23 protein-coding genes are annotated in these 25900 nt (G+C 71.4%); 17 read left to right on the top strand and 6 right to left on the bottom strand.

All coding sequences use genetic code 11. The features are described from left to right. Positions 1 to 28 precede the first annotated feature (28 nt). The 11 genes from G6O68_RS24870 to G6O68_RS24820 all read left to right on the top strand — a co-directional run bounded on the left by G6O68_RS24870 (position 29) and on the right by G6O68_RS24820 (position 12793). Entirely contained in the window at positions 29 to 3169 is a 3141-nt protein-coding gene (locus G6O68_RS24870; protein WP_165251361.1) for a PSD1 and planctomycete cytochrome C domain-containing protein, read from the top strand. A 16-nt stretch (positions 3170 to 3185) separates the two neighbouring features. Continuing rightward, complete coding sequence (locus tag G6O68_RS24865; protein WP_165251360.1) at positions 3186 to 3686, top strand: SMI1/KNR4 family protein; 501 nt, start codon at positions 3186 to 3188, stop codon at positions 3684 to 3686. A 65-nt stretch (positions 3687 to 3751) separates the two neighbouring features. Continuing rightward, entirely contained in the window at positions 3752 to 4228 is a 477-nt protein-coding gene (locus G6O68_RS24860; RefSeq protein ID WP_165251359.1) for a hypothetical protein, read from the top strand. A 13-nt stretch (positions 4229 to 4241) separates the two neighbouring features. Next, positions 4242 to 6122 (top strand): amidohydrolase, encoded by a 1881-nt coding sequence (locus tag G6O68_RS24855; RefSeq protein WP_165251358.1) that lies wholly within the window; start codon positions 4242 to 4244, stop codon positions 6120 to 6122. A 32-nt stretch (positions 6123 to 6154) separates the two neighbouring features. Further along, positions 6155 to 7156: an isopenicillin N synthase family dioxygenase gene (locus G6O68_RS24850; protein ID WP_165251357.1), complete on the top strand. Its 1002-nt coding sequence runs from the start codon at positions 6155 to 6157 to the stop codon at positions 7154 to 7156. A 48-nt stretch (positions 7157 to 7204) separates the two neighbouring features. Further along, the gene (locus tag G6O68_RS24845) at positions 7205 to 7927 is read left to right on the top strand and encodes a M17 family peptidase N-terminal domain-containing protein (protein ID WP_165251356.1); all 723 of its coding nucleotides are present in this window, start codon (positions 7205 to 7207) and stop codon (positions 7925 to 7927) included. 15 nt (positions 7928 to 7942) lie between these two features. Continuing rightward, complete coding sequence (locus G6O68_RS24840) at positions 7943 to 8557, top strand: nitroreductase family protein (RefSeq protein ID WP_165251355.1); 615 nt, start codon at positions 7943 to 7945, stop codon at positions 8555 to 8557. A 70-nt stretch (positions 8558 to 8627) separates the two neighbouring features. Next, entirely contained in the window at positions 8628 to 10088 is a 1461-nt protein-coding gene (locus G6O68_RS24835; RefSeq protein ID WP_165251354.1) for an AlkA N-terminal domain-containing protein, read from the top strand. Further along, positions 10085 to 10597: a methylated-DNA--[protein]-cysteine S-methyltransferase gene (locus G6O68_RS24830; RefSeq protein ID WP_165251353.1), complete on the top strand. Its 513-nt coding sequence runs from the start codon at positions 10085 to 10087 to the stop codon at positions 10595 to 10597. The genes G6O68_RS24835 and G6O68_RS24830 overlap by 4 nt, the downstream gene beginning before the upstream one ends. Before the next feature lie 82 nt (positions 10598 to 10679). Beyond that, positions 10680 to 11012 carry a DUF6438 domain-containing protein gene (locus G6O68_RS24825; protein WP_165251352.1) on the top strand — a complete coding sequence of 111 codons (333 nt, stop codon included), beginning with the start codon at positions 10680 to 10682 and terminating at the stop codon, positions 11010 to 11012. A gap of 299 nt (positions 11013 to 11311) precedes the next feature. Then, a complete protein-coding gene (locus G6O68_RS24820) occupies positions 11312 to 12793 on the top strand; it encodes a DUF1501 domain-containing protein (protein WP_165251351.1) in 1482 nt (493 codons plus the stop codon). On the opposite strand, the gene G6O68_RS24815 is transcribed toward G6O68_RS24820, so the two are convergent. Continuing rightward, positions 12774 to 13616, bottom strand: a complete 843-nt coding sequence (locus G6O68_RS24815) for a hypothetical protein (protein WP_165251350.1) — start codon at positions 13614 to 13616, stop codon at positions 12774 to 12776. The two genes, G6O68_RS24820 and G6O68_RS24815, sit on opposite strands and share 20 nt — an antisense overlap. Positions 13617 to 14169: 553 nt before the next feature. On the opposite strand from G6O68_RS24815, the gene G6O68_RS24810 reads away from it, so the two are divergent. The 3 genes from G6O68_RS24810 to G6O68_RS24800 all read left to right on the top strand — a co-directional run bounded on the left by G6O68_RS24810 (position 14170) and on the right by G6O68_RS24800 (position 16424). Next, positions 14170 to 14355 carry a hypothetical protein gene (locus tag G6O68_RS24810; RefSeq protein WP_165251349.1) on the top strand — a complete coding sequence of 62 codons (186 nt, stop codon included), beginning with the start codon at positions 14170 to 14172 and terminating at the stop codon, positions 14353 to 14355. 188 nt (positions 14356 to 14543) lie between these two features. Beyond that, a complete protein-coding gene (locus tag G6O68_RS24805; RefSeq protein ID WP_165251348.1) occupies positions 14544 to 15674 on the top strand; it encodes a DUF1559 domain-containing protein in 1131 nt (376 codons plus the stop codon). Positions 15675 to 15884: 210 nt separating this feature from the next. Then, complete coding sequence (locus G6O68_RS24800; RefSeq protein WP_165251347.1) at positions 15885 to 16424, top strand: BON domain-containing protein; 540 nt, start codon at positions 15885 to 15887, stop codon at positions 16422 to 16424. Between the two features lie 86 nt (positions 16425 to 16510). On the opposite strand, the gene G6O68_RS24795 is transcribed toward G6O68_RS24800, so the two are convergent. The 3 genes from G6O68_RS24795 to G6O68_RS24785 all read right to left on the bottom strand — a co-directional run bounded on the left by G6O68_RS24795 (position 16511) and on the right by G6O68_RS24785 (position 19511). Beyond that, a complete protein-coding gene (locus G6O68_RS24795) occupies positions 16511 to 17728 on the bottom strand; it encodes an acyltransferase family protein (RefSeq protein ID WP_165251346.1) in 1218 nt (405 codons plus the stop codon). Between the two features lie 130 nt (positions 17729 to 17858). Further along, on the bottom strand, positions 17859 to 18758 hold the full coding sequence (locus G6O68_RS24790) for a ThuA domain-containing protein (protein WP_165251345.1): 900 nt from the start codon (positions 18756 to 18758) through the stop codon (positions 17859 to 17861). Between the two features lie 195 nt (positions 18759 to 18953). Continuing rightward, positions 18954 to 19511 carry a hypothetical protein gene (locus G6O68_RS24785; RefSeq protein WP_165251344.1) on the bottom strand — a complete coding sequence of 186 codons (558 nt, stop codon included), beginning with the start codon at positions 19509 to 19511 and terminating at the stop codon, positions 18954 to 18956. A gap of 142 nt (positions 19512 to 19653) precedes the next feature. On the opposite strand from G6O68_RS24785, the gene G6O68_RS24780 reads away from it, so the two are divergent. Then, positions 19654 to 19953: a polyhydroxyalkanoic acid system family protein gene (locus tag G6O68_RS24780; protein ID WP_165251343.1), complete on the top strand. Its 300-nt coding sequence runs from the start codon at positions 19654 to 19656 to the stop codon at positions 19951 to 19953. Between the two features lie 31 nt (positions 19954 to 19984). Here the strand turns inward: G6O68_RS24780 and G6O68_RS24775 are convergent, their stop codons facing one another. Together G6O68_RS24775 and G6O68_RS24770 are read right to left on the bottom strand one after the other, a co-directional pair. Further along, positions 19985 to 22141, bottom strand: a complete 2157-nt coding sequence (locus G6O68_RS24775; RefSeq protein ID WP_165251342.1) for a LamG domain-containing protein — start codon at positions 22139 to 22141, stop codon at positions 19985 to 19987. A 31-nt stretch (positions 22142 to 22172) separates the two neighbouring features. Then, a complete protein-coding gene (locus tag G6O68_RS24770) occupies positions 22173 to 22892 on the bottom strand; it encodes a Uma2 family endonuclease (protein ID WP_240911496.1) in 720 nt (239 codons plus the stop codon). 195 nt (positions 22893 to 23087) lie between these two features. Here G6O68_RS24770 and G6O68_RS24765 point away from each other — a divergent pair, with 195 nt between their 5' ends. Together G6O68_RS24765 and G6O68_RS24760 are read left to right on the top strand one after the other, a co-directional pair. Continuing rightward, on the top strand, positions 23088 to 23684 hold the full coding sequence (locus G6O68_RS24765) for a LemA family protein (RefSeq protein WP_206108204.1): 597 nt from the start codon (positions 23088 to 23090) through the stop codon (positions 23682 to 23684). Then, a complete protein-coding gene (locus G6O68_RS24760) occupies positions 23681 to 25480 on the top strand; it encodes a DUF2207 domain-containing protein (protein ID WP_165251341.1) in 1800 nt (599 codons plus the stop codon). Before G6O68_RS24765 ends, G6O68_RS24760 begins: the two co-directional genes overlap by 4 nt. Positions 25481 to 25900 lie beyond the last annotated feature (420 nt).

The following is a 25900-nucleotide window of genomic DNA, read 5'->3' as shown; positions in this document are numbered from 1 at the left end:
TGGAGGCATAGCCATAAGGGGATCGCTCATGGGACGTCGCTTCGCGCTCGGATTCGGAATCGTCTGGACGCTCGCCCTCGTCGCCGGGGCCGCCTCGCCCCGCGCGCAGGACGACGAGGCCGCCGCCGAACTTCCCCCGCCCGCGAGCCGGGAGGTCGACTTCGCGCGCGACGTGGCCCCGCTCCTGGAGCGGAGCTGCCAGCGCTGCCACGGCCCGAAGAAGCACCAGGGGGGACTGGTCCTGCACGACCGCGACCGCGCCATGACCGGCGGCGACGGCGGCGAGGTCATCATCCCCGGCGACTCGGCCGAGAGCCGCCTCATCCAGGCCGTCGCCCGCACCGACGCCGAGTCCCCCATGCCCCCCGACGGCTCCGGCGACCCCCTCACCCCCGAGGAGGTCGGCGTCCTCCGAGCCTGGATCGACCAGGGCGCGAAGTGGGCCGCCGAGACCGCCGCGGCGTCCGTCACGTCCGACCACTGGTCGTTCCAGGCCCCCAAGGTCCCGCCGATCCCCGACGCGAAGCACGCCGACCGCGCCCGCAACCCGATCGACCGCTTCATCCTCGCCCGGCTCGACCAGGAAGGGTTGGAGCCCGCGCCCGAGGCCGACCGCCGGACCCTGATCCGCCGCCTGAGCCTCGACCTGATCGGCCTGCCGCCGACGATCGAGGAGGTCGACGCGTTCCTGGCCGACGACCGGCCCGACGCCTACGAGCGCCTGGTCGACCGCCTGCTGGCCTCGCCCCACTACGGCGAACAGTGGGCCCGGCACTGGCTCGACCGCGCCCGCTACGCCGACACCAACGGCTACGAGAAGGACCGCGAACGCTCCATCTGGCCGTACCGCGACTGGGTCGTCCGCGCCCTCAACGCCGACATGCCGTTCGACCGCTTCACCGTCGAGCAGATCGCCGGCGACCTGCTGCCGAACCCGACCGCCGACCAGCTCACCGCGACCGGCTTCCACCGCAACACGATGATCAACGAGGAAGGCGGCATCGACGTCGAGGAGTATCGATTCGCCTCGGTCGTCGACCGCGTCGCCACCACGGGCTCCACCTGGCTCGGCCTGACGATCCAGTGCGCCCAGTGCCACACCCACAAGTACGACCCGATCACCCAGCGCGAGTACTACCAGCTCTTCGCCTTCCTCGACGACGCCGACGAGCCCGAGATCGAACTCCCCGACCCGGCCGTCGCCGCCCGCCGCGACGCGATCGAGGCCCAGGCGAAGGTTATGGAGGCCGCCCTGGCGGACGCCTACCCGGCCGACGGCCCGGACTCGCTCGCCGCCAAGCGGGAAGCCTGGGAGAAGACGCTCCGCCCGGCGCGCTGGACCGTCGTCCCGCCGTCGAAGGTCGTCTCGCGCAAACACGCCACCATGACGGTGCGGCCCGACGGCTCGGTGCTGGCCTCGGGCGACAAGCCGAACAACGACGTGTACGAGGTGGACCTGAAGGTCGACCTCGCGGGCGTCACCGCCATCCGCCTGGAAGTCCTCCCCGATCCGAGCCTCCCCGAAGGGGGGCCCGGCCGCGCGCCGCTGTTCCAGGTGGGCGACTTCTTGCTGACCGAGGTGCAGGCCGAGGCCCGCCCCGAGGGCTCGACCGAGCCGGCGAAGCCCCTGAAGTTCGCCCGCGCGACCGAGGACTTCGCCGCCGCGGGGCGTTCGGCGGCGCTGGCGATCGACGGCGTGACCGACACCGGCTGGAGCGTCATGGGCGGGGTCGGCAAGCCCCACGCCGCCGTCTTCGAACTGGCCGAGGACCTGGGCTCGGGCGACGGCCGGCCGACGGAACTGCGGCTGACGCTCCACCAGGAGTTCATCCACCAGACCACCATCGGCCGCTTCCGGATCTCCGTCGCCGACGACACCCGGCCGGTCGTCGCGTCGGGCGTCCCGGCCGACATCGAGGAGATGCTGCTGATCGAGCCCTCGGCCCGCACCGACGACCAGGCCCGCGCCCTCACGGCCTACTATCTGTCGGTGGCCCCCGAGACGGCCGAGGCCCGCAAGCCGATCGCCGCGCTGCGGGCTTCGGCGCCGAGGTTCGCCACGACGATGATCATGAAGGGGCGGGCCCCGGAGCACGCGCGGACGACCCGCATCCACAAGCGCGGGGAGTTCCTGAAGCCGGCCGACCCGGTCGAGCCGGGCGTCCCGGCGGTGCTCCACCCCCTGCCCCCCGACGGGCCGAAGAACCGCCTGGCGTTCGCCCGCTGGCTGGTCGCGGCCGACAATCCGCTGGTCGGCCGGGTGGCGATGAACCAGGCCTGGCAGGCCCTCTTCGGCCGCGGCCTGGTGACGACCCCGGAAGACTTCGGCACCCAGGGCTCGCGCCCCAGCCATCCCGAGCTGCTCGACTGGCTGGCGACCGAGTTCCCCCGCCGCGGCTGGAGCGTGAAGGCCATGCATCGGCTGATGGTCACGAGCGCGACTTACCGTCAGGCCAGCACGGCGACGCCCGACCAGATCGCCCGCGACCCCAGGAACGACCTGCTGGCTCGCGGGCCCAGGTTCCGGGTCGGGGCCGAGACGATCCGCGACGTGGCCCTCGCCGCCGCCGGCCTGCTCGACTCGCGGGTCGGCGGGCCGAGCGTGAAGCCGCCCCAGCCGGAGGGGGCGAACTCGCTCTCGTACGGCCAGGAGGCCTGGAAGCCGAGCGTCGGGGCCGACCGCTACCGCCGCGGCCTCTACACGTTCCTCAAGCGGACGGCACCCTACGCCGCGTTCGCCACGATGGACGCCCCCACGCCCGAGGTGGCCTGTATGCGCCGCGAGCGGTCGAACACGCCGCTGCAGGCGCTGGCGATGCTCAACGACGTGGTCTTCGTCGAGGCCGCCCAGGCGCTGGCCCGGCGGATCGTCGAGGCCCCTTCGCCGTCGCCCGAGGCCCGGCTCGACCACGCGTACCTCCTCGCCCTGGGCCGTCCGCCGCGCGACGACGAGCGTTCGCGCGTGCTTGCCTACTACGCCGACCAGCTCGCCCGCTTCCGCGAGGGGAGCCTCGACGCCTCCCTGATGGCCGGGACGAAGTCCGACGCCCTCCCCTCCCCGCTCCTCGCCGCGCCCGCGTCCGAGGCCGTCGACCTCCCCGACCTCGCCGCCTGGACGGCCGTCGCGCGCGTGCTGTTGAACCTGGACGAGACCGTGACCCGGGAATGAGCGTGGGGCCGATCGGATGACCGAGCGGGGCTTCAACCGGATCGAGGCCGCCTTGGGCGTCCGCCTGCCGGACGCCTACAAGTCTCGTCTGGACCCGTTCCCGATCCCCCATGAGGCCGGGAACGCTGACGACCACGTCTGGGACGACCCCGACGCGCTCATCGACCTCAACCGGCGCGTTCGCGACGCGTTCGCGGTCCGGCCGCGCTCGGACTGGCCGCCCTGGCTGTTCGTCATCGGTCAGGCCGAGGGCGACCCCGCCGGCCACGCGATCGACGTCCGGGATCCGACGTGCCCGGTCTGGTGGATCGAGCGGCTCGACGTCGGGGGGCTGGGCCCGTCCGACGGGCCGACCGGGGAGTCCTTCGAGGCCTGGTGCACGCGGTGGATCGGCGAAGCGCCCTGCCCGCCCTCCGTCCCTAACCCGATTGCGGTCTTCGTGGTCTGGGGGCTGATCTGCGCCGTCGCCGTACTCGCCGTGGCGGCGTACCACGCCTGGTCCGCCCGGCCGGCGTGAGGCCGCGCGAGGCGTCTCCCGCGTGCCCGGAAACCCGGACGAGGCCCCAACCGAGGGATCACGAGGTGGACATCGTCACCCTCCGCCGTAAAATCGACCGCCGGCCGTGGATGGTCGCCCCGTTCCTGGTCCTCTGGATCGCGGTCTCGGGGCTCTTCGTCCTCGGGGGTGGAGACGTCGAGGGGCTGCTCCATGCGGCCTTCGACCGTCACGCCATGCCCGACGCCTTTAACGGGCTGAACGCCGTGGCTTCCAGCGTTTTGGTGGGTCTCGGCCTCTGGACCTCGCTGGGCCTCGCGGCGGCCTGGCGTCGCCGCGGCGAGGTGGTCGTCATCCTGCTGATCGGCGTGGGTTTCGTCCTCGCGCTCTTCCTCGTGGGCGAACGGTGGTCCGATCCGAACTGGCATAACGTCGCCTGCGTCCTCACGATTTGCTGCTTCGTCAGCACCCTGGTCGGCGGCTGTTGGTGGTGCCTCGACCTGTGGAGGCGGTGGGAGTCGACCCCCGCCCGATCTTCCTCTGACTCTTCGAACATGCCCTGAAGGGACGCCGAGCATGCCGGATGAATCGCGGGCCAACGCGCCAGTCGATCTGATCCTTCGCAACGGCAAGATCGCCACGCTCGACGCCAGCCGGCCGTTCGCGCAGGCGGTGGCGATCGCCGACGGGCGGTTCGTCGCCGTGGGGGACGAGGCGGAGGTGATGAAGCTCCAGGGCGCGGCCACGAAGGTCGTCGACTTGCACGGGAAGACGGCGATTCCGGGGTTGAACGACTCGCACCTGCACCTGATCCGGGGCGGGCTGAACTTCAACCTGGAGCTGCGCTGGGACGGCGTGCCGAGCCTGGCCGACGCGATGCGGATGCTGAAGGACCAGGCCCGGCGCACGCCGCCGCCGCAGTGGGTCCGGGTCGTCGGCGGCTGGAACGAGTTCCAGTTCGCCGAGCGCCGGCTCCCCACGCTCGCCGAGATCAACGCCGCCGCGCCCGAGACCCCCGTCTTCCTCCTGCACCTCTACGATCGCGCCCTGCTCAACGCCGCAGCCCTCCGCGCGTGCGGCTACACCAAGGACACCCCCGACCCCCCCGGCGGCGAGATCCAGCGCGGCAAGGACGGCGAGCCCACCGGCCTCCTCATCGCCCGCCCCAACGCCATGATCCTTTACGCGACGCTGGCCAAGGGCCCCAAGCTGCCGCCCGAGTACCAGGAGAATTCCACCCGCCACTTCATGCGCGAGATGAACCGCCTGGGGGTCACCAGCGCCATCGACGCCGGCGGCGGCTACCAGAACTACCCGGAGGACTACCAGGTCGTCGACGCCCTCCACAAGAAGGGCGAGCTGACCGTCCGCCTCGCCTACAACCTCTTCACCCAGCGCCCCAAGCAGGAGTTCGACGACTTCTCGAAGTGGGTGACGATGACCAAGCCCGGGGCCGGCGACGACCTGTATCGCGTCAACGGCGCCGGCGAGATGCTGGTTTTCTCGGCGGCCGACTTCGAGGACTTCCTGGAGCCCCGGCCCGATCTGCCGGACACGATGGAGGCGGAGCTGCACAAGGTCGTCCGGCTCCTGGCCGAGCACCGCTGGCCGTTCCGCATCCACGCGACGTATGACGAATCGATCACCCGTTTCCTCGACGTGTTCGAGGCGGTGGACCGCGAGGTCCCGTTCGGCGGCCTGCGCTGGTTCTTCGACCACGCCGAGACGATCTCCGACCGCAACCTGGAGCGCGTGAAGGCCCTGCAAGGGGGGATCGCGATTCAGCACCGGATGGCCTTCCAGGGGGAGTACTTCGTCGACCGCTACGGGGCCGAGGCCGCCGCCCAATCGCCGCCGTTCCGGAAGATGCTGGCGATGGGCCTCCCCGTCGGCGCGGGGACCGACGCCACCCGCGTCGCCAGCTACAACCCCTGGGTCGCCCTCTCCTGGCTCACGACCGGCAAGACGGTCGGCGGCGCGACTCTCTACGCCGAGGCGGACCGCCTGAGCCGCATGGAAGCCCTCCGCCGCTACACCCACGGCAGCGCCTGGTTCTCCGGCGAGGACCATGCCAAGGGCCTCGTCGCGCCAGGCTACCTGGCCGACCTGGCCGTCCTGTCGGACGACTACTTCGAGGTCCCCGACGAGGCGATCCGCGGCATCGAGTCGGTCCTCACGATCCTCGGCGGCCGCCCCGTCTACGCCCGCGACGCCTTCCGCGACCTCGACCCTTCGCCGCTCCCCGTCACGCCCGACTGGTCCCCCGCGCGGTTCTACAACGGCTACGGCGGCGCGGCGATCCCGCCGATCGCCGCCGCGACGGCCCACGCCCGCGCGTCGAGCTGCTGCGGCTCCCCGTCGCCTTCGCTCCTGCACGCGATGCTCCACAAGCTCGGCGCGGCGACCGCCGGCCGGCCTCGCGGCATGGGCCTGGGCTGCGACTGCTTCGCGTTCTGACCCCCTCGGGCCGGCCTATCGAGGACCCTCGCATGAAAGCATCGGCCGATTTCACGAACATCCCGATCATCGACGTAGCCGAGCTCGTCACGCGCGGGCCCAGGCGGGGGGAGGTCGCGGCCCGGATGGGCGAGGCATGCCGCGAGTCCGGCTTCTTCTACGCGGTCGGCCACGGCGTCGACCAGGGCCTGCAGGACCGTCTGCGCGACCTCGCCCGCGCGTTCTTCGCGCAGGACGCGGCGGCCAAGATGCGGATCGCCATGCCCCTCGGCGGCCGGGCCTGGCGGGGCTACTTCCGCGTGGGAGACGAGCTGACCTCGGGCAAGCCGGACCAGAAGGAGGGTCTGTACTTCGGGGCGGAGATCGCCGCCGACGACCCCCGGGTCCTGGCCGGGACGCCGCTGCACGGCCCCAACCTCTTCCCGGCCGAGCCCGAAGGCTTCCGCGAGGCCGTCCTGGACTACATGGCCGCGCTCGCCGAGTTGGGCCATCGGCTGGCGGCCGGCCTGGCCCTGAGCCTCGGCCTGGACGAGGATCACTTCGCCGAGCACCTCACCGGCGAGCCGCTGACGCTCTTCCGGATCTTCAACTACCCGCCCCCGGCCGACCCGGCGCTCTGGGGCGTGGGCGAGCACACCGACTACGGCCTGTTGACGATTCTGCTGCAGGACGACTCCGGAGGCCTGGAGGTCAAGTCGCGGTCGCGGTGGGTCCCCGCTCCCCCCCTTCCCGGCTCGTTCGTCTGCAACATCGGCGACATGCTCGACCGCATGACCGGAGGCCTGTACCGCTCGACGCCCCACCGCGTCCGCAATCCGGCCCCGCGCGACCGCCTCTCCTTCCCGTTCTTCTTCGACCCGGCGTTCACGGCGCGGGTCGGCCCCCTCGACTTCCCCGGCCGCCTCCCGGTCCAGGACGACAAGGACGAGCGCTGGGACCGAGCCAGCGTCCACGAGTTCGACGGGACCTACGGCGACTACCTGCTCTCCAAGGTCGCCAAGGTCTTCCCCGAGCTGAGATCCTCGGTCCTCTGAGCCCGCCCGGCCAAACCTTCCGACTTCCTCGCCTTCGGGAGCCGATTCATGAAACCGCGCGTCCGATCCGCCGCCGCCCTCGCGGTCGTCCTCGCATTGGCCGGGTCTGCGGCGGCCCAGGAGGTCCGCGAGACGACCCTCAACGCGCCGCGAGGCCTGCCGGTGAAGGTCCGCATGGAGGGACCGTACACGGCCGAGGCGATGCTCCAGGTCGTCTGCTACTTCCAGCACGAGGCGACGGGCGACTTCGCCCGGGGGGCGCCGGTCGAGTTGGACCGGCGGCTCGGCGGCGTGATCGCCGCGCTCCGAGACCGCGGCGAGTTCCGGGGCGACGCGTTGGAGACGGTCCTCATCGTGCCGCCCGCGGGGACGATCCCGGCGAAGGGCCTGCTGCTCGTCGGCCTGGGCGACCGTGGGCGGCTGTCGGCGGGATTGCTGGAGCAGGTCGGCAAGGCGTCGCTCCGCGAGGCCGCCCGTCTCCGCGCGGCGACCGTCGCCTTCGCCCCGCTGGTCCGCGACCAGGGGGACGACACCCTGAGCGCCGGCGAGGTCGAGCGGGCCGTCACGCGCGGCGTCTTCCTCGCCTACGACACCGAGAAGCGGCTCCAGGAGCAGGGCCTCGCCCCCGCCTGGACGCTCGAAAGCTGGGAGGTCGAGGCCGGCCCCGACTACTATGACGACACGATCGCCGGCGTGAAGAAGGCGATCGACGAGGCGAAGGCCGCCCTCGCCGCCCGCGACGCGAAGCCCTACCGCACGAAGGCCGACTGACGAAGGAGCCGACCGATGGACCACGACGCGATCAAGCGGCCGAGGCCCGACCGCCCCATCCACGACCTGCACGCCCGGCGCTGGAGCCCCTACGCCTTCGACGATCGGCCGGTGGCCGAGGACGACCTGCGGTCGCTGTTCGAGGCGGCGCGGTGGACGGCCTCGTCGTACAACGAACAGCCGTGGGCGTACATCGTGGCGACGAAGGCCGACCCGGAAGCCTTCGCGAAGATGCTCGCCTGCCTGGTCGAGGCGAACCAGGCGTGGGCCGGCGCCGCCCCGGTGCTGACGATCGGCTGCGTCCGCAAGACGTTCCGGAAGGACGGCAAGCCCAACGCCGCCGCCGAGCACGACCTCGGCGCGGCGAGCTTCGCCTTGACGCTGGAGGCCGTCTCGCGGGGCCTGTACGTCCACCAGATGATCGGCATCCTCCCCGACAAGGTCCGCGAGACGTTCGGCGTACCCGACGACGTCGCCCCCCTGACGGCCCTCGCCATCGGCCACCTCGGCGACCCGTCGACGCTGCCGGAGAACCTCCGCACTCGCGACGTCACCCCCAAGCCCCGCAGGCCGCTCGCCGAGTTCGTCTTCGGCGACGCCTGGGGCCACGCTTCGCCCCTGATCGGGTGAATCCAGACCGTCTCCCCGTCGGGTCCGAAAACGGCGAGACCCGAGGCCGGGCGCGGCGTAGGATACGGCCATGGACATGGAACCCGACCTCTGCCACCGGGCCCTGGCCGCCCGCGACCCGCGATTCGACGGGCTGTTCTTCGTCGGGGTGACCTCGACGAGGATCTACTGCCGGCCGATCTGCCCGGCGCGGACGCCGGGGCGCGACCGCTGCCGGTTCTTCGCGATCGCCGCCGCCGCCGAGCGGGCCGGCTTCCGCCCCTGCCTGCGGTGCCGGCCCGAGCTGGCCCCCGGCGCCGCCCCGGTGGACGCCGTCGGCCGCACGGCGCGGCTCGCGGCGAGCCGCATCGGCGCCGGGGCGATGGACGACGAGGGGGGGCTGGAAGCCCTCGCCGCCGAGCTGGGCGTCGGCTCGCGGCACCTCCGGCGGGTGCTCCGCCGGGAACTGGGGGTGACGCCGGTGGAGCTGGCGCAGACGCACCGGCTGCTCCTCGCCAAGCGGCTCCTGACCGAGACGGCGATGCCGATCATCGACGTGGCGTTCGCCAGCGGGTTCAGCAGCGTCCGGCGGTTCAACGCCCTGTTCCTCGCCCGCTATCGCCTCTCGCCGCGCGACCTGCGACGGACGCGCGGGAAGGCGGTCGCCGACGGCGGCGTCCGGCTGACGCTGGCCTTCCGCCCGCCCCTCGCCTGGGACGCGATGCTCCGGTTCCTCGGGGATCGGGCCGTCGCGGGGGTGGAGGCCGTGGCCGGCGGCGCGTACCTGCGGACCGTGGCGATCGGCGAGGCGCGGGGATGGCTCAAGGTCGAGCCCGACCCCGGCCGCCACGCGCTGCGGGTCGAGCTGCCGACGAGCCTGGCCCCCGCCCTGCCCCGCGTCCTCGGCCGGCTCCGCGACCTCTTCGACCTCGACGCCCGCCCCGACGTGATCGACGACCACCTCGGCCGCGACGAACGCCTGCGCGGGGCGCCGCCGGGCCTTCGCGTCCCCGGCGCGTTCGACGGCTTCGAGCTGGCCGTCCGCGCGGTGCTGGGTCAGCAGGTCTCGGTGCGAGGGGCGACGACCCTCGCGGGGCGGTTCGCTTCGGCGTTCGGCGAGCCGATCGAGACGCCGTTCCCGGGGCTGGACCGGCTCACGCCGTCGCCGGTCCGCGTGGCCGACGCCGACCTTGGCGAGCTGACCGCCCTGGGGCTGGTCGCGTCGCGGGCGGCGTGCATCCAGGCCCTGGCGCGGGCCGCTCGCGACGGGCTCGCCTCGCTCGAACCGGGTGCGGACCCCGTCGTCGCCATGGAGGATTTGACGGCCATCCCCGGCGTCGGCCCGTGGACCGCGAGCTATATCGCCATGCGAGCCCTGCGATGGCCCGACGCCTTCCCCCACGGCGACCTCGTCCTGCGCAAGGCCCTGGGGGGGATTTCGCCGCGCGAGGTCCTGGAGACGGCCGAGGCCTGGCGCCCCTGGCGGGCCTACGCGGCGATGCGGCTTTGGCACGGATCGGGGAAGACCATCGAACCGGGGGACGCGCGATGACGACGTTCTACACGACCTTGCGGAGCCCGATCGGCGACCTGCTCCTCGTCTCCGACGGCGAGGCCCTCACCGGGCTGTACACCGAGCAGGCCCGCTACGCCCGGGCCGTGGAGGCGGACTGGACGCCCGACCCCGGCCCCTTCCGCGAGGCCGAGCGCCAGTTGTCGGCGTACTTCGAGGGCGAGGCCAGGGCGTTCGACCTGCCCCTCGCCCCCCGGGGGACCGACTTCCAGCGCGGCGTCTGGGACGCGCTGCGGACGCTCCGCTATGGTGAATGCGTCAGCTACGGCGAGCTGGCGCGCCGGCTGGGCCGCCCCGGCTCCGGCCGCGCCGTGGGGCACGCCAACGCCCGCAATCCCATCAGCCTGATCGTCCCCTGCCACCGCGTGGTCGGCGCGGGGGGCGGGCTCACCGGCTACGCCGGCGGGCTGGACCGCAAGCGATGGCTCCTGGAGCACGAGACCCGGTTCGCGAGCCGCCTCGGGGCGTATCAAGCAAGACCGGCTTGATGAGGGCCACCTCGACCTCCCTCTACGCGAATATGCAGATGCAGGCGCTCGACTATCCCCCTTCGCGGCGAGAGGCGATTTGATGCAAGCTCTATTGCTGCTCCTGTGCGTGATTCCACTCGTCTCGGCGGATGATAAAATCACCGAGATCCTCTTGTCTCGCTCCGACGAATTCCAGTCCGGCCCCGTCGACAAAGTGGTCCTGCGTTCGGACGGCACGGCTGCCTACACGGGGACCGCCAACGTGGAGGATCTCGGCAGGTTCAAGGGCACGTTCGAGGACGAGGACTTCAAGAAGCTGGCGAACCTACTCGTGGAGAAGAAGTTCTTCGAGATGAACAGCGGCTATTTCACCGGGAAGACGGATCAGCCATCGCGGTTCACCCAGGTCACGCGTGCGGGCCAGCACAAATAGTCCATAACTATGACAGGGCCGCTCCCAAGGAAATGCAGGAGATCGAGGACGCGATCATCAAGATCATGAAAAAGATCGATTGGAGGCCGGACCCGGCGCCGCCGCCCGAGGATGAGCGTTGAAGATCAGCCGGCGGCCGTCGCCTTCACTGCATTGACCCGCGCGGGCCGTCCGGGGCCACCGCGCTGGGCGGGACGCCCCGCCGGGGCGGCCGAGGTGGTCGTCCGCGGGGTGACTTGCGATAATGGAAGTAGGTCGAATCGACGAATCCGCCAACCGGAACGAGCGAGGCGAATCGGATGTCACGGAATCCCGAGCTGGAGCGCGTAATCGCGTGGAACCTGGCCCGCACGCGCCGGCACTTCTTCCGGGACTGCGGCGTGGGCGTGGGGAAGATCGCCCTGGCGTCGCTCCTGATGGAGGCCCAGGGGCGGGCCTTCGGGTCCGACGCCGCGTCCCCCGCGGCGGCTCCGATCCCGACCGACCCGCTCGCGCCCCGGCCGCCCCACTTCGCGCCGAAGGCGAAGCGGGTGATCTTCCTGTTCATGGCCGGCGCTCCCAGCCAGCTCGACCTGTTCGACGCCAAGCCCGAGCTGACCCGCCACGACGGCCAGCCCATCCCGCCCGAGGTCGTCAAGGACCAGCGCTACGCCTTCATCCGGCCCGACGCCAGCCTGATGTCGTCGCGGTACCGCTTCGCCAGGCACGGCCAGTCCGGGGCCGAGCTGTCGGAGATGCTGCCGAACCTGGCGAAGGTGGCCGACGACATCGCCATCGTCAAATCCTTGCACACCGACCAGTTCAACCACGCCCCGGCGCAGATCTTCCTGAACACGGGCTCGCCGTTCCCGGGCCGGCCGTGCATCGGCGCGTGGTCGGTCTACGGCCTGGGGAGCGAGTCGAAGGACCTCCCCGGCTTCGTCGTGCTGTCGTCGGGGAGCGGCCTGAGCGGCGGCGCGGCGCTCTGGTCCAGCGGCTTCCTCCCCACGTCGTATCAGGGGGTGCCGTTCCGATCCAAGGGGGACCCGATCCTCGACGTGGCGAGCCCGGCGGGCGTGGACCGGAAGTTCGACCGCGACTCGCTCGACCTGATCCGCGACCTCAACCGCGAGCACCTAGGCGCCGTCGGCGACCCCGAGATCGCCACCCGGATCAGCTCGTACGAGATGGCCTTCCGCATGCAGGCGAGCGCCCCCGAGTTGATGGACCTCTCGGGCGAATCGGCCGCGACGCTGGACCTCTACGGCGTGGAGGCGGGCAAGCCCTCGTTCGCGCTCAACTGCCTGCTGGCCCGCCGCCTGGTCGAGCGCGGGGTGCGGTTCGTCAACCTCTTCCACGAAGGGTGGGACCACCACTCCGACGTGGCCGGCGGCCTCAAGGCCCAGTGCGGCCAGACCGATCGCGGGGCCGCGGCGCTGGTGATGGACCTGAAGCAGCGCGGGCTGCTGGAAGACACGCTGGTCGTCTGGGGGGGCGAGTTCGGCCGCACGCCGATGGTCGAATCCAACGCCGCGCTGGGCCGCAGTATGGGCCGCGACCATCACCCCCAGGCGTACACCATGTGGATGGCCGGCGGCGGGATCAAGGGGGGCCAGACGATCGGCCGGACCGACGACCTGGGGTTCCACGTCGTCGAGGACCCGGTCCACGTCCACGACCTCCAGGCGACGCTGCTGCACCTGCTGGGGATGGACCACACCCGGCTGACGTTCAAGTCCCAGGGCCGGCCGTTCCGCCTCACCGACGTCAGCGGCGAGGTCGTCACGAAGCTCCTGGCGTGACCGGCGGGGCGTCGGGCGCCCCGGCGGGGTCGGCGTCGTCGGGCTTGTGCGGCTCCTCCCACTCCCGTCGCCGGGAGCGTCGGCGGCGGCCCGTCAGCCCGAGCCCCAGCCCCGCCCCGGCGCCCAGGGCGACGAGCAGGTGCGCCAGCAGCCGGGGCGTCCGCTCCGTGGCGAGCGCCCGGTCGGTCTCGGCAAGGGGAAAGACCGCGGCGCCGACCGTCGCGTAGATCAGGGCGCCGGCCACGCCGCCGAGCAGCGCGAGCGCCGCGAACCGGGGGACCGTCCGCACGCCCCCGAGCGCCAGGCCGAAGCCCGCGCCCGCCACAGCGGCGATCAGGCCGGCGACCGCCGTCTGCGCCGCCGTCCCGGCGAGGAGGGTGTCGACCATGTAGCGGTCCTGGAGCTCGAAGGCCAGCCGGTGCAGCCCCAGCGGGGCGAGGCCGCCGACCAGGCCGCCGAGGGCGAGGCCCACGCCCCCGCCGACGAGCCCCCGACGCGAGTCGCCCCGCAACAGGCCGCCGGCCAGGCCCAGGAAGAGGCCCGAAAGGGCCCCGAGCGGGGCGCCCGCCAGGGCCGCGTTCTTCATCATCGCCCCGTCGCGGGCCTCGGCCGACGGCGGGGCCGTGGCCGCCCTCGGGGCCTGTCGGGTCCCCCAGCCGGCCTCGAACGTGTCGTAGGTCGCCTCGCCGGCCGCGAATGCCAGCAGCCCCGCCGCCAGCCCCGCGAGCGTGCAGGCGACCAGCGGGTGGAAGACCAGGAGCGTCGACCCCGCCCCCGCCTCGGGGTAGCGGATCCGCACCTGCTTCGGATCCTCCCGCGGCACGTCCGCATCCGGATTCGATCCCGATCCCGTCGCCACGTCGTCACCTCGATCCGTCCGACGGGGCCGTCCCCGCGCGCGGCCTCCCCGCCGAGGGGGTGGCTCGTCGTCGCTGAAAAAACGAAGGATTTAAGACGTCGAAATCCGTTGAAGGGCTCGGTTCACCCCTTGCTAACCTCATAACCCCGACTATACTCTGGCATCGTGCGAGACCATAGTCTAGAGGTTTTCGCCGCCTCGTCATGCGAGTGACGGGGGGCGAGTCGGGTGCCGTCGCCGCATCGTCGAGCCTCGCCAGCGAACAGCCCAAGTCATCGATGTCTTGAGGCCCCGCGAGGCGGACCGGACCCCGAAAACCTCGATGGGGGTAGCCCCCCGCCCTGGAACATCGCCCTTGTCGTGCGATCGGTCGCTTCGGCGCGGCTCGGCGCCACCGGGATCGGTGGCGGGCCGCCCCTCGGTCGTCTGGACCTCGCGCGGCCTGCGAAGGCCGGCGCCGGGCGGTCCGGTCGTCTCGTTTTCGTGGCTCTTTCACACGGAAAGGCTCCTTCGACCCATGACAACCAGAAGATCCGCGGGACTGGCGGCGGCGACCTGCTTCGCCGTCGTCCTCAGCACCCTGGCCCTCCCCGGCTGCGGCGACTCCGGCAACACCGAGATCCAGGAAGAGAAGCCGGTGACCGAGGCCCTGAAGGGCTCCATGGACTACATGCAGCAGAAGTACGCTTCCAAGAAGAAATGACCTCGCGCGGGCTCGCGCCGGTCAGGCCCGTACCGGGCGGTCGTCCTGGAATTCATCCGATCTTCCGCCGATCCGGGAGCGGCCCTCCGCCGGGCGTGTCTCCGACCCCGGCGTCCTCGCCGTCGGGTCGATCCGTCGGTGTCTCGTCATTCGTCGTCGTCCCCCCCTTCCATCTTAAGAGGCTTTCTATGCAAGAGATCCATCGTCGCGATCGGGGCTTCACCCTGATCGAACTTCTCGTCGTGATCGCGATCATCGCGGTGCTCATCGCCCTGCTGCTGCCCGCCGTCCAGTCGGCGCGCGAGGCGGCCCGCCGGGCCCAGTGCATCAACAACCTCAAGCAGATGGGCTTGGGGATGCACAACTACCACACGTCGAACAACTCGTTCCCGATGGGCGTCTCGGCGTCCTTCCAGCCCGGTAACGGCAGCGGCAACGACGCGTGCATCCAGTGGGCCGGCTGGAGCGCCCAGGCGCTGCTGCTGGGCTACATGGAGCAGCAGCAGGTCTACAACGCCGCCAACTTCTACTTCGACCCCATCCTGGGCGGCGGCGATGCCCGCAACACGACGGCCTGGCGGACCAAGCTCAGCTTCATGCTCTGCCCGTCCGATTCCAACGGCGGCCGGCAGTACTATAACAACTACTACGCCAGCCGCGGCACCAGCATCAACTCCGACTGGGGCACGCCCCGCGCGGCCCCGCCGAACTGCGGCGGCATCAAGAGCGCCGGCCTGTTCTCCTACCAGACCACCTACGGCGTGGCCGACTGCACCGACGGCACCTCGAACACCATCGCCTTCAGCGAAGGCCTCGTCGGCTCGGGCGGCCAGCGCGCCGTCCCCTACACGACCGGCACCAACCTGCCCGACAGCGCCGGCGCCCCGCCCAACGGCGACGCCACCGACGCCTTCACCTACCTGACCATGAACGAGGCCGTCCCCGGCGTCGTCATGGGCAACCGCCTCCAGGAGTGCACCGCCCGCTTCCAGCAGGCGACCCCGGGCAACGGCCTGTCGACCGACCGCGGCCGCCACTGGGGCTGGGGCTGCGAAGCCTGGACGATGTTCAGCACGATCGTCCCACCGAACTCGACCCAGCACAAGTGGGCGAGCTGCCGCTTCGGCTGCGGTGGCTGCCCCGTGGAGTCCACCGACCACGCGCACATCACCAACGCCACCAGCAACCACTCCGGCGGCGCCAACGTGCTGCTGGCCGACGGATCCACCCGGTTCGTCAAGAGCTCCATCTCCATGAACATCTGGTGGTCGCTCGGCACCAAGGCCGGCGGCGAGATCATCAGCTCCGACGCCTATTGATCGCCCGGTCGACCTGACCTGATCAAACCCTCGCCGACCCCTCGCCAGCCACCCGGCTCGCGACGGGTCGGCTTTTTTTGTTTTCGTCGGGATCTCGCCGCCCGACTCCCTGGCTGGTACGCTTCTTGCCAGTGATGGAGTGCGTGGGGCGGCGCGCCGGCGAGGCCGGGGGCCGCCCGTTCGAGTGGTTTCTCGCAAAGGAGTTGGCGGATGAGCGGATTCAAGCGGTTCGGCGCGGCGGCGGCGATGGGGACGGCCCTTCTGGCCGGGGGCGCGGCCTTGCGGGCGCAGCAGGAGCCCGGCCCGATCGAGCGGGCCGGCGTGAAGCTGGACGAGGCCGGGCGGTCGCTCCGCCAGGGGCTCGAACGCGGCTTTACCAAGACCAAGGAGGTGGTCCGCGAGTCGTACGAGGCCACCCAGGCCCGCATCAACGACATGAGCATCGAGGCCCGCGTCTACGGCCGCCTGCACTGGGACAAGCACCTCGAAACCAGCACCTTCGACATCACGTCCGAGGCCCAGGGCATCGTCACCCTTCGGGGCCTGGTGCCGGACGAGGCGGCCAAGAAGCACGCCGCCGACCTCGCCGCCGAGACCGTGGGCGTCACGCGGGTCGTCGACCAGCTCGCCGTCCGCACCGAGACCGAGACCATCGAGGCCGACCCCCGCCCCAAGGCGGCCCGCCCGGCGGCCCCCAGGGTCCGCGTCCAGCCCCGCACGGAGGCCCCCGCCACGGTCCCCCAGGACTGAACGGTCGGCCTTCGGGATTCGATCAGGAGACGACCGACGACGCCCGGCCTTCGCGCCGGGCGTCGTCGCGCGCCGAGCCCCTGGGATCAGACCCGCAGGAAGGTCTTCGTGCGGTAGAGGTGGTACAGGAACAGCCACTTCACCGCGAGCAGGCCGACCGCGCCGATGATGAGGGCGACGGGTTTGTCCAGCAGCGCCAGAGTCCCCGACAGGAAGTAGTCGCGGATCGTCCCGAACGGGATGATGCTCTGGGCCATGTAGATGGTGATCGCGTTCATGCCGATCACGACGAAGAAGAAGGCCCAGGCCCGCAGCTTCCAGACGTCGATCACCAGGTAGAAGAGCCCGAGCAGGAGCAGGCTGAAGCCCCCGGCGACGAGGACGAACGAGCTGGTCCAGAGGTTCTTGATGATGGGGAAGCTCTGGCCCCAGAAGTAGCCGGTCGCCACGCAGAGGGCGCCCGCCCCCAGCAGCCCGACGGCCTTCGCCCAGGGCTTGCGGCGGCTCAGCAGCCACTCGCCGGCCAGGACGCCGAGCAGCGCGGTCGCCACGGCGGGGATCGTGGAGAGCAGCCCCTCGTTGTCGCCGTAGCCGTAGTAGCTCTTCATGATCTTGCCCGGCAAGACGTGGCGGTCGACGTAGCCCGAGAGGTTCGTCTCCTTGCTGTAGTCGCCCCGCAGGCCCGTCTCCGGGGCCGGCACGAGCGCCAGCAGCGCCCAGTAGCCGAGCAGGATCACGCCGGCGACGATCGCCTGGGTGCGCGCCTTCGTGAACAGGTAGATGACCGCCGCGACGCCGTAGCAGACCGCGATCCTCTGGAGCACGCCGACGTAGCGGAGGTTGGCGAAGTCGAACTTGAGGGCGCCGTTGTAGATGAACGCCAGCGCCAGTAGGAGCGCCACGCGGCGGGCCGTCCGCCAGAGGGCGTGCCCGCGGGGGCTCTCGCCGGTCTGGTACTTCTTCAGCGAGAACGGGATGACGGCCCCGACGACGAACAGGAACATCGGGAAGATCAGGTCGTAGAACCGGAAGCCTTCCCAATCGACGTGCTCGAACTGCTCGCCGAGCGTCGCGGCCTCGGGCGTGCCCCACCAGCGGCAGAGGGCGCGAGCGAGGGCGTCGCCGCCGATGATCCAGAACATGTCGAACCCACGGAGGGCGTCGATCGAGACCAGCCGCTCGGGTTTGGCCGGGGGCTCCGGGGGGGGGCCGTCGTCGAGCGGGGCTTCGGTCGCGAAGGCCCGGTCTTCGGGCAGGTCGTTCAGGTCGTCGTCGATCGGCGGCTCGGTCGCGAGGCTCGGCATGGGCGGCTCCCCCAGCGTCGGGTGATGGTCCTGGCGACGACGATTCTAACGGCCCGCCCGCCGCCGCGTCGATCGCCCCGCGCCGGGGGGGAGCCGGTTCGGGGAGGGGGCGGCGGGCCGGCCGGGATGTTCACTTCGCCGCGGCGGGGAAGTCGGCCGGGACGGGCAGGGTGACGTCGCCGGTGGCGGCCCACTCGGCGGCGCGGGCGATCAGGGCGAGGAAGTCGGGGGCCTTGACGGCGCCGAGGTCGTCGCCGGCGACGTGGCCCATGACGTTGGTGACGACGCGGCCCTTGCCGAACGGGACGGTCCAGACCATCGGCTCGTTCGCGCCGGTGCCCCCCTGGGCCTTGTCGGAATAGGCCGAGGCGAGCACCTCCATGCCCTTCGCCGGCCCGCGCTGGCCGTGGTACAGCTCGTCGACGGCGTGGGTCCACTTGCGGGGGAGGCCCTTGACGATGGGGTGGTCGGCCTTGCGGACTTCGACGGTGTAGGCGTGCCGGGGGCCGTGGCCGGAGCCGGGGCCTTCGCCCTTGGGGGTGCGGACGGCCTGGCCGGCGTCGTCGATCGTGATCCGGTCGCCGAAGCCCGGGTCGCGCCAGCCCAGGCCGATCATCTCGTTGTAGGCCGGCCAGTCGGCGAAGGCGTTGTTGGCCGCGTGCATCACCACGAGCCCGCCGCCGCCGCCGACGTACTCCTCCAGCTCCTCGCGGATCGCGGCCGGCCAGGGGTCGCCGTTGTAGTTGGTCAGGACGACGTCGTAGCCCTTGAAGCCGGGATGGAACGACTCCCAGGCCGAGGCCGGGGCCTTGCTCGGCGGCGTGGTCGCCACGCTGGTCTCGAACCGGCCCGACCGCTCCAGCTCCGCCTTCAGGAGCGGGGTCGTCGTCTTCCACTCGTGGTTGTTCTGGCCCTCGACGATCAGCACCTTCAGCTTGTCGGCGGCCTTCGCGGCCCCGACCAGGCCGAGGCAGGCCATCCCGAACGCCCCCGCCGCGACCCACGCCCGCATCCTCGTCGCTCGCGCCATGCTCGTCGTCCCCTCGCTCGTTTCCAGTTCCGTTCACCCTCGCACGACCCCCCAAGATACCGCGTCGACGGCCCGGCACAACGGCCCGAAGGGGGCGGGGCGGAAAAGGCGACGCCCCGGGGCCGCCGCTCTCGCGAAGGCTTCCGGGGCGTCGGGGCTTCCGGTTTCCCGGTAATGCGGGGGCTCACCCGGTCGTCACTTCTCCGCGCGGGTCAGCTCGAAGGCGGTGTGCTCCTTCTGCGTGCCGTTCGGGGTGAACTCCCAGTCGGCGTCGACCTTGGAATCGGCCTTGAAGGTCAGGGTCAGTCCGCAGATGTAGCCCCCCTTCGCGGGGTCGCAGTTGGAGCCGCCGTCGAAGGCGAAGACCAGGCGGTCGGGCTTCGACGCGGCCCGGTCCAGCTTCATCCTCGGCTGGTTCTGGGCGGGGCAGTAGTGGACCATGACCAGGTCCTCGCCGTCGAGGTGATAGACGGAGACCATCTCCATCTTCGTGCCGGGGCCGCTGACCTCGACCAGGGCCGAGCCGGCGCCGGTGAGCTTGTACTCCACCCGGTCGTACCCTGGCTCCTTCTCGCCGGTGGGGTCGCAGCCTTCGCCCTGGTGGATCCAGTCCCCCTTCAGGGTCTTGAGGCGCTCGAAGGCCGCCTTCGCGGTGACCGGCGCGGCCTTCTCGGAATCGTCGCCGGCGCCGAGGGCGGTGGCGACCAGGCTGGCGGACAGGACCATCAGGTTGAACGCGAAGAGACGCAGCATGACAACCTCCCTATAATCCGTTCGTGGGAAATGGGCGAATTTTGACCCTCCAGGTCTCCGCTCCGGTTGCTCCGCCACCAGGGACGTCGAAACATACATCGCTGGTGTACGGGCGTCAAGTCAACGCGAGAAAGATTTTGAAATGGCCCAGTTGAACATGTCCATCGAGCACGGGCAGCCGTGGGAGGCCGCACGGGCGAACTTCGAGACGACGATCGAGAAGGCGCGGGCGGACTACGCGCGCTGGATCCACGCGGTGGAGTGGTCCGAGGACCGGACGTCGGCGTCATTGTCGGGCCCGTCGTACGCGGTGGTGCTGGACCTGGACCCGACGCACGTCCACGCGCGGGGGAAGATCCCGCTGGCGCTCAAGCTGCTGGAGCCCTCGGTGCGTCGATTCATCGAGCGCACGCTCAGGGCGCAGCGGGGCGAGCCGACGTGAACCGCCGGCCCGCCCGCCTTCGGGCCGGGGATCACTGCGGGTCGCGGGCGGCCCGAACGTGCTCGGCGATCTCGTCGGCCTTGAGGGCCCGGTCGTAGACGGCGACCTCGTCGAGCAGGCCCTCCAGGCTCGCGGCGGGCTGGCGGCGGTCGCCGAGCGTGAACGTGGACGAGACCCCCTTCGGCAGCGGGGCCGCGTCGGCGTCGGCCTCGATCTCCGGGACACCGTCGAGGAAGACGAGGACGCGGCGGCCCTGACGCACGAGCGCCAGGTGGTGCCAGGCCTTGGGCGTCACGTCGGTCTTGCCGACCACCGGGGGGGCGGCTTTCGGGTCGCCGTGGGTGAAGACGAGGCGGTTGGGCGGGGTCCCTTCGGCGGTCCCGGAGAGCTGCACGGCGTCGCCGGGGGCGTCGTCGCGGCTGCGTTCGAACAGGACGCCGGCGACGGGCCGCGCGGCCGGTTCGAGCCCGTTCCAGAACCAGAAGTCGACGGTGTAGACCTCGGGCGAGACGGACAGCTCGGCCGTCAGCGAGCCGCCGGCCAGGTGGCTGGCTCGATCGATCCGGCCGTCGGCCGCGCGGAAGCCGGGCAGGTCGGGGCCCGGCAGGTGGAGGGCCACGCCCCCCTTTCGCTGGGCCGGGTGTTCGCGGCCGGAGGCGTCGCGGGCCTCGGAGCCGTCCATCTCGTCGAGCCGCCAGAACGCGGCGGGGCGGGCGGCCAGGACGACCTCGGCGTAGCGGGTCGGCGCGGGGGCCTCGGCGCGTCGGGACTTGCCGGCGACCTGCTCCAGCAGGCCGAGTGCGGCGTCGACGATCCTCGGCTCGGCCTGGACTTCGAGGCCGGCGGTGCGGGCGGGCCAGGTGGTGTAGCCCCCCAGGACGTGCTGCTCGGGGGGCGGGATGTAGCCCTCGGAGCCGTTGGCCAGCTCGACGTTCATGGTCAGGGGGAGCGGGCTGCGGGCCTTGAGCTTCAGGCCGGTCAGGGCGAAGACCTCGTCGGGGAGGGCGACGATCCCCAGGTCGCCGACGCGGAGGGCCTGGAGCTTGAGCGTCCGCTCGGGCTCGTCGCGGATGTAGAGGACCTCCTTGGGGTAGACCTCGCCGAAGTTCTGGGGAGGCCGGTCCCCCATCGCCTCGACGATCTTGCGGGCCCATTCGATCCGCTCGGGGCTCGGCAGGCGGCGGCCGAGGGTGAGCGTACTTTCGGCCATAGCCAGGGCCGGCTTGTCCTGGTAGGCCTTGATGGATCGATAGGCGCGGAGGGCGTAGTCGGCGACCCCTTCGGCGTAGGCGTCGAGGCCGGGGTCGACCTTGGCCTTGCCGTAGTCCATCCACATCTGGTCGCCGCTGGTCCCCTGCGACATGATGCAGACCGGCGCGGGGCCGTCTCCGTCCGGGGCGATCTTCCTCGCCAGGGCCGAGGCGAACCGTCCGTAGTAGTCGGCCGAGACGGGGTTCGAGCCGTAATAGTGCATCGAGTAGTTGGCCAGCACGGCGATGGGCCGGCCGCCGGGCTCGCGGATCGCCAGCACGGTGAGCGCGGGGTCGGTCGGGCCGGAGGGGGCGATGGCGTCGGGGTTCTCGTAGCCGGGGTGCATGTTGGCCCGGACGGTCCTGTCGCCGAAGGGGTCCTCGAGCATCTTGTCGGGGCGTCGGACCCAGCGCCGGGTGTGGGTGTGCTCGGGGTCGTCGACCGCCCCCCAGCCGGCCTCGGCCGGGGCGAGGGCCGCCGCCGCCTTCTCGATCGCCTCGGCGATCTTGCCGGGCAGGAACTTCGCGTAGGCCGGGTCGGCGGGCGTGCCGAGAGACCCCATGACCGAAGGCGCGGTGTGGGTGTGGGTGGCGGAGACGAGCATCCGGTCGACGGGGATGCCGGTCTTCTTCGAGGCGAGTTCCTTGGCCTCGTCGATCAGCTCGCGGGGCATCATGCAGCTGTCGACGACCGCGATCGCCAGGCGGGTCGCGCCGTCTTCCAGGACGACGCAGCGGGCGTGGAGCGGGTCTCGGGTCTCATGTCCGATCGCCTGGAGGAAGCCGCCGTTGACGATCACCGGGAAGGCCGTCGGCGAGACGTCCACCACGGCCGCCCCGGCCCGGAAGCCCCCCCCTTCCCCGGCCTTCGCGGCCGCACCGGGCAGGATCGAAAGCGTCAGGGCGAACAGCCGGAGGAGCGTGGTTCGGATCGTCATGGAGGCTTCACCATGGGGGTTCGGCGTGGGCTCAATCGACGGATTCTCCCAGCGCCCGGAGCCGCTCCGCAAGGCGCTCGGCCCGGAGACGCTCGGCCCGGGCGGCCTCCTCGGCGGCGTCGGCGCGGCCTTCGGCGGCGTCGGCGCGGAGGCGTTCGGCCAGGGCGACTTCCTGGATCTTCAAGAGCGTCCGGAAGGGGGATCCGTCGGGGTGGAAGATCCCGAGGCTTTCCGGGCCTTCGCCGGGCTCGAAGCGGACGCCGAGCCGGGGGCTAATCCAGCCGCGCAGGTCGGGGACCTCGCGCAGGCGGCCGTCGCGCCGGATCCAGGCTTGCAGGCGGCCGTGGTCGGGGTCGTAGAGGTAGTATTCCTCGACGCCGCGATCCTCGTAGACGCGGAACTTCCGCAGCATCTCGGCGGGGCGGTTGCCGGGCGACTGGACTTCGAAGACGACCTGGGGCGCGACGCCGGCCTCCTCCCACTGGCGATAGGAGCCGCGGTCCCCTTTCGGCCGGCCGAAGGCCACCATCGCGTCGGGGGCGGTCCGGGCCTTGGGGTTCCCCTCCTCGTAGTACCAGAGGAGGTCGCCCGCGACGAAGACGTCCGGCCGGTCGCGGAAGAGGAACTCCAGCCCCTCCTTGATGAGGACGATCCAGCGGAACTGCACCGTGTTGTCCGACATCGGCTTGCCGTCGCTGTCCGGATAGAGGACCTGTTCGCTGCGGGAAGTTCGGGCCGACGTGCTCATCATCGCCTCCGCCTGGAGTGGAAGTCCCCGGGCCCCTTTTCGCGCCAGTATGGCGTGGAAACGCGTACAGGACAAGGCGGCCGACCGGGGGGATTCCGCGAAGTCGGCGGCTGGGGACTTCGCCCCGGCGGGGCGGCGGAATAGGATGGGACGCGTGGCGAATCGGGGCGGGTCCGCGCTGGGGAAAGGGGCGTTGCGGTGACGGCTTTCTGGATCGTGGCCGGGGTCGTGGGGCTGGTGGTCGTGTACCTGGCGTGGACGTACAACCGGCTGGTGGGGCTGAGCCGGCGGGCCGACGGCGCGTGGAGCGACATCGACGTCCAGCTCAAGCGGCGGTGGGACCTCGTCCCGGCCCTCGTCGAGACGGTCAAGGGGTACGCCAGGCACGAGTCCGGCACGCTGGAGGAGGTCGTCCAGGCCCGGACGAGGGCCACGCAGGCCGGCACCGTCCCGGAGCGCGGGGCGACCGAGCAGACCCTCTCGGGCGCGGTGGGCCGGCTGTTCGCGGTGGCCGAGGCGTACCCCGACCTCAAGGCCGGGCGGAACTTCCAGGAGCTGCATCGGTCCCTCGTCGACGTCGAGAACCACGTCCAGTACGCCCGCCGCTATTACAACGCCGTGGTCCGCGACCTGAACACGCTGATCGAGGGCTTCCCGTCGTCGCTGGTGGCCTCGGCGGCGGGCTTCACGCCCCGGCCCTTCTTCCAGATCGACGAGGGCGAGCGGGCCGCGCCCCGGGTGAGCTTCGACGCCCCCCCCGCGCCCGCTCCCGCCCCCGAAGGGACGCCCGAATGAACGGGACGACGATGACGAGCCTGAAGACGTTCATGCGTCGATTCGCCCTGCTCCTCGCGACGGCCCTGCTCGCGACCGCGGCGCGGGCCGACGACGGCTGGTCGATCGCCGGCTTCGACGTCGACGTGGCGATCGGGGCCGACGCCGGGATCGACGTGGTGGAGACGGTCGACGCCGACTTCGAAGTCCCCAAGCACGGCATCCTGCGGGAGATCCCCGTCCGCTACGCCGTGGGGATGCATCAGTATTCGCTGCGGTTCCGGCTCCTGGGGGTGGACGACGGCGAGGGGCGCTCGTATGACACGTCGGTCGACTACGACTCGAACCTGGTCCGCATCCGGATCGGCTCGCCCGACTACGTGGTCGAGGGCCGCAACCGCTACCGGATCCGCTACCGCGTCCAGCGGGCGATCCTCTGGGAGGGGAACCAGGCCTGGGCCGACGGCGGCCGCGCCGTCCTGCGCTGGAACGCCACCGGGACCGAGTGGCAGGTCCCCATCGAGCGGTCGAAGGTCACCGTCCACCTGCCGCGCGACCTGGACGACGCGCAGGTCTCGTACGACGCCTGGATGGGCCGCTTCGGCGAGTCCCGCCGCGACTTCCGCAAGCGACGGGTCGACGCCCGGACCATCGAGTACGAGACCGGCCGGCTCGCGGCCCGCGAGGGGATCACCGTCGAGGTCACCATGCCGGCCGACGCCGTCGCCCGCCCCGGATTCTGGCGCGAGCTGCGCTGGTGGGCCGTCGACAACTTCCCCTACATCGTCTTCCCGATCACGGCGGGCCTCTGCTTCTTCGCCTGGTTCACCAAGGGCCGCGACCACCCCGGCCTGGGGACGATCGTCGTCGGCTACGAGCCCCCCGACGGCCTCACGCCCGCCGAGGTCGGCACCCTGGTCGACGAGCGCGTCGACCTCAAGGACATCTCCGCCACGATCATCGACCTCGCCGTGCGCGGGTACGTCCGCATCGAGGACGTCCCGAGGAGCGGCTGGTTCACCTCCGGGAGCGACACCCGGTTCGTGAAGCTCCGCGAGCCCAAGGGGCTCAAGATGTTCGAGAAGATGCTCTTCGACCGGATCTTCCGCGACGGCGACGCGGTCCTCCTGAGCGACCTCCGCGAGAAGTTCTACCCGGTCCTGCCGCAGGTCACCAACTACCTCTACGAGATCCTGAGCCGGGACAAGTACTTCGACGGCAATCCCCAGACGGTCCGCACCGGGTTCCTCATCGGCGGCCTGGTGGCGGTGGCCGCGGCGGTCGGCCTGGCGGCGATGGTCCAGCTGGTCATCCTCTCGCGGATCTTCGCCTTCCCGGTGATCGCGGCCCTGGCGCTCTCGGCGCTGGCGGTGGTCGCGACCAGCCGGTACATGTCGCGGAAGACCCGCAAGGGGCGGGTCGCCTGGGAGAAGGTCGCCGGCCTGGAGGAGTACATCCGCCGCGCCGAGGTGGACGACCTCCGCGAGCAGGAGCGCCAGGGGATCTTCGAGCGGCTCCTGCCGTACGCGATCATCTTCGGCCTCTCCGACCGCTGGGGCAAGGCGTTCGCCGACCTCTACCGCCAGCCCCCCGACTGGTACCGACCGGCCGACCCCGGCAACTTCTCCACCTGGGTCCTGATCAACGACATGGACCGCTCCCTGTGGGCCATGAACCGGACCTTCCCCACCCAGCCCCGCGCCAACCCCGGCTCCGGTTCCGGCCGAGGCGGCGGCTACAGCTGGTCCAGCGGCGGCTTCGGCGGCGGCGGCTCGTCCGGCGGCGGATTTGGAGGCGGCGGCGGCTCCTCCTGGTGACCCTCGCCGAGATTGGCTTCGTTCGCGCGGCCGGAAAACGAACCCGTTGGACGTAAGCCTTATTCGGTTTGTCGTTTAAGTCTCAGGGTTGGGTCCGGAATTGGCTTCGTTCGGCGCGCTTTTCGACACGCCTCACTCAACGCCACCGCGTCGAGGTCGTCGAGGGGCGTTGAACCGGGTGCCACGGGTTCGGAGAACCCGTGGATCGGCGTCGGGCCGGTCCCGAGCCGTGGCCGAGGTCCCCGGCCGGTCCACGGGTTCGGAGAACCCGTGGCACCCGAAGATCTTCCATCGCATCTTGGTGGAGTTGAGTGAGGAGTGTCACGAAATTGGCTTCGTTCGTCCGGCCCGGAAGACGAAGCCATCGGACCAAACCGCTTTCGGAATTTAAGTTTGCGATGCATTCGGGGCCTCGGAAAT

This window comes from Paludisphaera soli (assembly GCF_011064595.1).
GTDB lineage: Bacteria > Planctomycetota > Planctomycetia > Isosphaerales > Isosphaeraceae > Paludisphaera > Paludisphaera soli.
Note: the sequence above shows the minus strand (reverse complement) of the source record. Positions and strands in the feature narration are given on the sequence as shown.